This is a genomic window from Blautia sp. 210820-DFI.6.14, from assembly GCF_020558815.1.
Lineage (GTDB): Bacteria > Bacillota > Clostridia > Lachnospirales > Lachnospiraceae > Blautia_A > Blautia_A obeum.
The window spans coordinates 268,761-275,678 of sequence record NZ_JAJCKS010000002.1; the positions used below are offsets into that span (position 1 = coordinate 268,761).

A 6,918-nucleotide genomic window follows, 5' to 3' on the forward strand; every position below is an offset into this window, starting at 1 on the left:
ACGATGTTCAGGGGATCCTGCTGTTTTCGGAGTTTTTTCCATTCGTCCCGGGTGGTGGCCTATTCAGCTTCTAATTTTTCAATCTGTGTGTCCGGTTTTTCCGGCTTCGGCAGAGCTTTTACGCCGAACTCCTTCAGGGCCTCTTTGCTGGCAGTGTGAAGCTCATACTCTTTCTGATGTCGGCTGCGGTAGAATGCAGGATACTGGGTGCTTTTTTATTTCACGGGGAGTGCGGTAAGCGGAGCTGTACTTTTTGATCAGTTGCTTCGTCTGTATCAGCTGGCCGTTTTGTCTGTGATGCTAAGGGTGATATCCGCATAAGCCCGGATCTCCCGGGAGAGTTTCTTTCGGATTTTTAGTTATCTGGCTATGCTGGAAATTAAGCTGGGAATTCTTAAAAGTGGCTTATGTGGTCTGCATCGGTCTGCCGATAGCGGCGATGCCCGTGATTTTTGGCTTGGTGTTATGTTGTACGATTATCCTGATCCCGGTAGGTGCAGCAATGAGGCCTTTACATTTGCGAAGGAAAGGAAAATGACGAGATAAGTTCCCTGTATGGATCGGTATTCTTTATTTTTCCAGATATCCGTTTTTTCGAACAAATCCTTGCGGCCAGCGTATTGAACAGAGAAGAATTATGCCAATTGCAGTTGTTTTCAATTAAATCCCATCTTTCTGAGACAGGTTAAGGTTCCGTTTCTATATTCTTATCTTAATAGACGGATTAGGCAGTGGCAACAGATTTTTGAAATATTAGATGGTCTGTCAGGGCTGTATGAGATTTCCTAAGCACAGCTTGAAAACAGGTTCCGGAATAAATTGAGAGACATTGACATTCTGTTAAAGGACATTTTGTGTTTGATGAAGAATTCCGATTATAATGATGTAAACCGCAGAGACAAAAAAAGAGCACAGGGCGGTTTCAAAATGATAAGAACAGGAGACGTAAGAATGAATGATGAAGGAATGAAGGATTTATATGTGATGATGCTGTCGCTGCAAAGCCTGCAGAATCGGGGGATTACAATCAAAGAAACATTTCACAGAAGTGTAAGGACGCTTCTGCTCTGGTACCAGCAGTCCGAAAACATGGAATATTTGGATCTGGCATTGCTTCATGTGCAGGCGTATGCTAATATGGGATTTGCCCTTGATGACAGGGAGGATACAGTCAGGGTAATCCTGGAGAAAACAGGGAAGAAAAAAGAGGATTTTATCCCCAGAGGATATCTGATAGGAAAGAAGATTCGCCTGAATAAAACGCAAGTCCGCAGTATGATTGGCAGGTGGAAGCCGAGCAGAGAAAATCCGATGACGATCAATGAAGTGATTGAAGAGATTATAGACCGTGTGAAAAATCATGCAGAAGGCAGATATATCTATCAATATTCCCGCGCCTCTGGAAGCACACAAGAGGAACCGGAGGTCTATGAGTTGGTGATTAATGAAGAGGAAAGTTATTTTTACGATGTAAAGAATTTCAGGTTTTATACTTTTATGGAGGAATAACAGAGATGATCAATGTGGCGATTCTGGATGATGAAGCTGTTTATCTGGATAAAGAAAAAGAAATCACCGAAGCGTATTTCAGAGAAAAGCAGGAAGACTGCAGAGTTGATACCTTCCAAAGCATAGAATGGTTCGTCAGCGGTTTGAAGGAAACCTGCTATGATCTTTATATCCTGGATGTAGAAATGCCTGGAAAGAATGGATTGGAAGTATCCAGAGAAATCCGGAAGCTTTATCCTGAACCGGTGATTATATTTATCACAAATTACGCAGATTATGCAATTGAGGCCTATGAGGTCAATACTTTCCGCTACATTCCCAAGAGTCGTCTGGAGAGGAAGCTGTCCGAGGCCTACGATGCGCTTTTTCCAATGCTTATGGAAAAAAACGAAAAATATTATGTGATAGAAAAGAAGGGGACTCTGGAAAAGCTTGCGTATTCAGAGATTTTTTACTTGAGGAAAGAGGGGAAAAATGTGGTCTTTGTCCATAGAAGCGGTGAAACAGGGATACGTGCCAGTCTCTCTTCCCTGGAGGAACAATTGGCTTCGGATGGATTTATCATGGCAGACAGAGGATATCTTGTCAATATCCGGCACGTCATGAGGATGAAAAACCATGACCTGTATATGCGCAATGGGAATATCGTCACAGTAAGCAGGGAACGCTTTAAAAGTGTCAAACAGGCAATCGTGGATTTCTGGGAGAGGTGAGTTCAAATGGTATTTGATTATTGGAGGACATGAAACTGCATTTAGAGGACACTTCACTTCTGCCGATTTATTTGTGCTATAATCTGAATCGTCCGCTGAGGGAAGGGGATGAGAAGCAGAGAAAACGACATAAGTTAATTATATATGTGTGTGGGGAATACAAATGGCTAAATTTGCTTTATATGGACTGGCAGCTTTAATGGAGACAGGAATAGGATTCTGTATATTTGGGAAAATATTTCCCAAAAGAATACAGTATGATAAGAAGTTTAATATGGTTTGTGGGTGCCTGATATTTCTGCTTATGACAGGAATGTATAAGATGACAAAATGTATGCTTGGGGACAGGGTGAATAACTGGAACAGTGTAGGACGTTTTTGGGTCTGTTGTAGTGTGCTTTTACTTATCATTACAGTTCATGGGATGAAAAACAAAAAAGAAAAAATGTTGTTTTTTTTGCAAATTGTTTTTTTTATAATCATTGCTCTTGATTTGACTGAACAATATTGGATGTCATATCAATCCATAGCAATGATGATTATGGGGAATATATTTCCACCGCTGTATCTATATCTTTTTTTTCAATGTACCTTTGCTCAAGCATATTTGTGGGAGGTCGTTTATGTAGTTAATATCGGTTTTGTAAAGGAAGTGTATATTGCATATACAGGAGTCTTCCAAAACCGGAGGTTTGAAGATTTCTTTTACTATCCAAGAATACATTCACAAGATGAAATTATCTTTTTCCTCATAATTTGTTTTGGACTTTTGCTTATCAGCAGAGTGGATTCATTGGTAAGCTTATTGAAAAAACTGCTTATGGAGCATAAAAAAAAGTTGTTCATATTGATATGGATAGAAATATTTCTGCTCATGGGAGTGGCCAATCTGGGAGAAGGTGAGATTGATAGAAAAAAGCTGGCATTAACATTGGCTGCCTTGACTGGAATTATGATGTGTATTTTCATAGCATATATTAGGCTCCAACAGAGGATTAACGAAGCGGAGAATAACATTTTAAATGTAAGATATGATGTAATTAAAGCACAGTATGAAGAACTGAAGAGTGCATATGAAGGATACCGATGTCTGGTACATGATGAGAAACATTTAATTTCTTATGTGGCAGAGTGCTTGGATAATGGAAATGTGGAGGAGGTTCAGAAATTTTTGAATAATTATCAAGCAACCTCTTTATCGAGAAATAGAATCACATGGACAGGAATATCAACTCTTGATTTTATGCTGAGTATCAAAAACAGAAAAATGAAAAGAACAGGGATTTCATTTAAACTGGATGCTCAGGTGGAAAATATCCCCATGGAAGATTCGGATTGTATAATGCTTATGGGAAATTTGCTTGACAACGCTATAGAAGCTGCGGATAAATGTGAAGATGGAAGAAAAAATATTTATTGCGTAGTTCGCAATGTAAATGATATGCTGATTATTAAAGTGAAGAACAGCAGTATAAGTGCACCGATAGTGAGGAAAGGGAGATTTTTAACTAATAAAAAGGAAAAAGAAAAACATGGCTGGGGAATTGAAAGTGTAAAAAGAATTGTTGAAAAATACGATGGAGAAATTGATTTTCAATATGGCTCTACATATTTTGAAACTGTTGTGATAATTGGAAATGAAGAATAAGGAGGAAACAGGACATGGAGACAACTATGCTCGATGCCGCTCTGTCGCAGGGGATATGGGCAGTGGTGGCGGTATTTCTGCTCATCTACGTAGTGAAATCGAATGAGCAGAGGGACAAGAAACAGGAAGAACGTGAAAATAATTATCAGTCTGTAATAGAAAAGCTTACAGAAAAATATCAGATTCTTTATACCGTTCAGAATGATCTGAACGAAATAAAGAACCATCTTCTGGCGAAGCAGGATTCACGTTCGGAATGAGATGAAAAAAAGAATTGATGTCCTTAAATGATGAAAAAAGTCCGTGGCCTGTATCCTTGTATGATAGGCCACGGACTTTTTGGAATGATAAAACAGCTATTATTTCTATTGGAAGACTTTTAGGTGTTATTAGTGCCAGAAATAGGTAATGGGAAGTTATTTAGAGTAAAATAAAAATTGTAAAAAGTAAAAAAGAAAGGATAAAAAAATGAGAAAAAAGATTCTGAAAGTGTTTTTTGTGATATTGACAGGTATCACGGTGACCCTGACAGGATGTGAATTGTCAGGAAGCAACGAATCCGCGCAAACGGAAAGCGAAAGTGGTAAGGATGCTGTAAAGTTTATTCCAAACATTACTACGGCTGTTACCAGGAAGCCAACGCCCACAGCTGTGGCAACAAATCCAGGAGACAGTGTGCAGAATCAACAGTCTGGAAATAACGCAGAAGCGGAAATTTACCAAAGCCAGGGAGACCCCGCAGATCAGGAATCTGCACAGGAAGAAACTTATGATATCCAATATATCACTGGTAATATTCTGTATTCCGATGAAAATACGATAACAGTAGAAGTGGGCGAATCAGGAAATTATTATAATATGGTTTTTAATATAGAAAACGCCGTCCTGAATATAGCTAATGGGAGTGCTGTACGATCCGGACTGAATGTTGACCTGGAGTATTATAGTCAGAATAACGTTAATATAGTAATCAAGCTTACGAGTGATGGGGAGGAATATTTACCTTCCAGTACATTAGAGGAAGCGCAGAAAAAGGCCGATGAATATGTACCTGATGTGAGTGAATCGGAAAACGAAGATTTTGAAGATACCGCTCCCAGTGAATATTAGATTTTCTCGCATTTTCTCGGAAAAGGCACTGCATATGCAGTGCCTTTTTCTCAGGTGCGCTCGTCAGACGCATGTTCAAAAATCGTTAAACACCTGCAAGCTTTGCAAAAGTATCTCTTCCCGCAATTCCATCCGCAGTTAATCCCTTAGAAGTCTGGAATTTTTTCACACCCTGCTTTGTGGCGGCCCCAAAGGCATTATAGTTGTTGTTTCGCCAGAGTTATTAATGGAATTATAAGAATTACCACTAACAGCAATAACAAGTCCAGTATGATTAAATACCGACCCATTATGATACATTACGATGTCTCCAGCTTTCGGCGTAGAATAATTGGTAAATTTGGTTGAAATGTTTGGAACACTTATATACGGCCAATGCTTTAATAATTCCGAAGCCTTCGGCAGGATCCATGTTCGGCAAGTGATGAAGAGCAAATTTGATGGCTGAAAACGAAAAAAGCCCTTGGGCTGTACCGTATGCTACTGCGCAATGACTTTTGAGAATGAAAATGAGACAGTTGTTACTGTTGGAAGACTTTTAGGTGTTGTTAGTGACAGAGATATATTATGGGGTGTTATATGAGGTAAAATAAAGAAGTAAAGTAAGCGTCAAATAAAACAGTGTATAGAAAAATAACCGTCAGCCTTTTATACTAAAAGGTCAACGGTTATCGACAGAATTCTTTTACAAGAGGATTCCAAGGCAGATAATCATCCAGATATTCAGGATGTTCAAGAAAAGCACTCCCCGGCATGTCGGACAGGATATATTTTATATATTTCATCGGGGCAAGCCCATTCGCTTTCGCTGTCTCTACCAGTGTATAGATTCCTGCACTGGCTTCCGCCCCTTTCGGACTGCCGGAGAACAGCCAGTTCTTTCTGCCGATCACAAAGGGACGGATACAGTTTTCCGCAAGCGAATTACTGATGGAACAATTCCCGTCTTCCAGATAATTCCAAAAACCTTCACGGTTATTTAAGGCGTAATGAAAAGCTTTTGAAAGTTTGGATTTCGGCAGCTCTCCGATGGCACTTTTTTCTGCCCATGACCAAAAAGCCTCGAGAAGCGGTTTCTCGCGGATAAGACGTTCTTTTTTCTTCTGATCAGGAGGGAGCGCCTCCAACTCTGACTCTATGTTAAAGAGTTGATTCAGACGGAGGATTGCTTCCGCAGGTTTTGATGCTTCCGAATTATGGATGTCTTTTGGGAGCGCATCCACGAAAGCCCGGCGCAGATGCGTATAGCAAAGACATCTTTTTACTCCTGAAACTGCATTGTATCCGGAGTAAGCGTCTGTATGGATATAACCTTCATATTCCCTCAGAAACGCTTCCGGATATTTCCCGCTTCGTCCCGGCTGGTACTCGAAGTAGCGGATGGGATTTACAGCATCTCTGATGCTGCAGTAAACCCACATATAGGAATCGGACGTATTTTTCCGTCCCGGTTCTTTCAGCACCTGTACATGTGTTTCATCGATATGAAGGTATCTCTGTTTCAGAAGTTCCAGCTTCAGACGGTGGACGATGTGTACAAGCCAGTCCCGATAGACAACCAGAAGCCAGTTTGACATAGTCGCTCTGCTTAAACGTAATCCCAAAGCCTCCCATTCTTTTTCCTGTCTGTACAGCGGGATGCTTAATTCAAACTTCTGGTGGATGAGCCAGGTGATGGTAGATGCAGATGCCAGAGAATGCAGGACGGGAGGATATGGCACCGGAGCCTTCTCCATATAAGGAGTTCCGTTTTTCCGGCACGACCTGCATTCATACGTTTCCCGGTAATGGTCAATCACCTTGAGTTTTGCAGGGATAAACTGTACTTCCGTGCGGACGAATTCTTCCCCTACTTTCACCATCGTACTCCCGCAGTTATCGCATATCTGTTCCCTTTCATCTATGGTATGGAGTACTTTGCTGTGAGGGAGATTTTTT

Annotated in this window: 6 protein-coding genes and 1 pseudogene; 5 read left to right on the forward strand and 2 right to left on the reverse strand. The window is 40.6% G+C overall.

Annotation, left to right across the window (positions count from 1 at the left end; all coding sequences use genetic code 11):
- The first annotated feature begins 858 nt into the window (after positions 1 to 858).
- From LI112_RS03860 to LI112_RS03880, 5 genes are all read left to right on the forward strand, one after another.
- Positions 859 to 1,509: a hypothetical protein gene (locus LI112_RS03860; protein WP_227190259.1), complete on the forward strand. Its 651-nt coding sequence runs from the start codon at positions 859 to 861 to the stop codon at positions 1,507 to 1,509.
- A gap of 5 nt (positions 1,510 to 1,514) precedes the next feature.
- Complete coding sequence (locus LI112_RS03865) at positions 1,515 to 2,222, forward strand: LytTR family DNA-binding domain-containing protein (protein WP_227190260.1); 708 nt, start codon at positions 1,515 to 1,517, stop codon at positions 2,220 to 2,222.
- 163 nt (positions 2,223 to 2,385) lie between these two features.
- Complete coding sequence (locus LI112_RS03870; protein ID WP_227190261.1) at positions 2,386 to 3,870, forward strand: sensor histidine kinase; 1,485 nt, start codon at positions 2,386 to 2,388, stop codon at positions 3,868 to 3,870.
- 14 nt (positions 3,871 to 3,884) lie between these two features.
- The gene (locus tag LI112_RS03875) at positions 3,885 to 4,130 is read left to right on the forward strand and encodes a BhlA/UviB family holin-like peptide (protein ID WP_055060269.1); all 246 of its coding nucleotides are present in this window, start codon (positions 3,885 to 3,887) and stop codon (positions 4,128 to 4,130) included.
- A gap of 208 nt (positions 4,131 to 4,338) precedes the next feature.
- On the forward strand, positions 4,339 to 4,980 hold the full coding sequence (locus LI112_RS03880) for a hypothetical protein (protein ID WP_227190262.1): 642 nt from the start codon (positions 4,339 to 4,341) through the stop codon (positions 4,978 to 4,980).
- An 85-nt stretch (positions 4,981 to 5,065) separates the two neighbouring features.
- On the opposite strand, the pseudogene LI112_RS18665 reads toward LI112_RS03880, so the two are convergent.
- Positions 5,066 to 5,164 (reverse strand): annotated as a pseudogene (locus LI112_RS18665) (peptidoglycan-binding protein); the annotation flags it as partial.
- Positions 5,165 to 5,648: 484 nt separating this feature from the next.
- A partial coding sequence (locus tag LI112_RS03890; protein WP_227190263.1) for an IS66-like element ISRob1 family transposase occupies positions 5,649 to 6,918 on the reverse strand: 1,270 nt, incomplete at its 5' end.

Bases quoted from the DNA above. Each gene is read 5' to 3' on its own strand.
- LI112_RS03865 (WP_227190260.1), top strand. From the start codon at position 1,515: ATGATCAATGTGGCGATTCTGGATGATGAAGCTGTTTATCTGGATAAA.
- LI112_RS03870 (WP_227190261.1), top strand. From the start codon at position 2,386: ATGGCTAAATTTGCTTTATATGGACTGGCAGCTTTAATGGAGACAGGA.
- LI112_RS03875 (WP_055060269.1), top strand. From the start codon at position 3,885: ATGGAGACAACTATGCTCGATGCCGCTCTGTCGCAGGGGATATGGGCA.
- LI112_RS03880 (WP_227190262.1), top strand. From the start codon at position 4,339: ATGAGAAAAAAGATTCTGAAAGTGTTTTTTGTGATATTGACAGGTATC.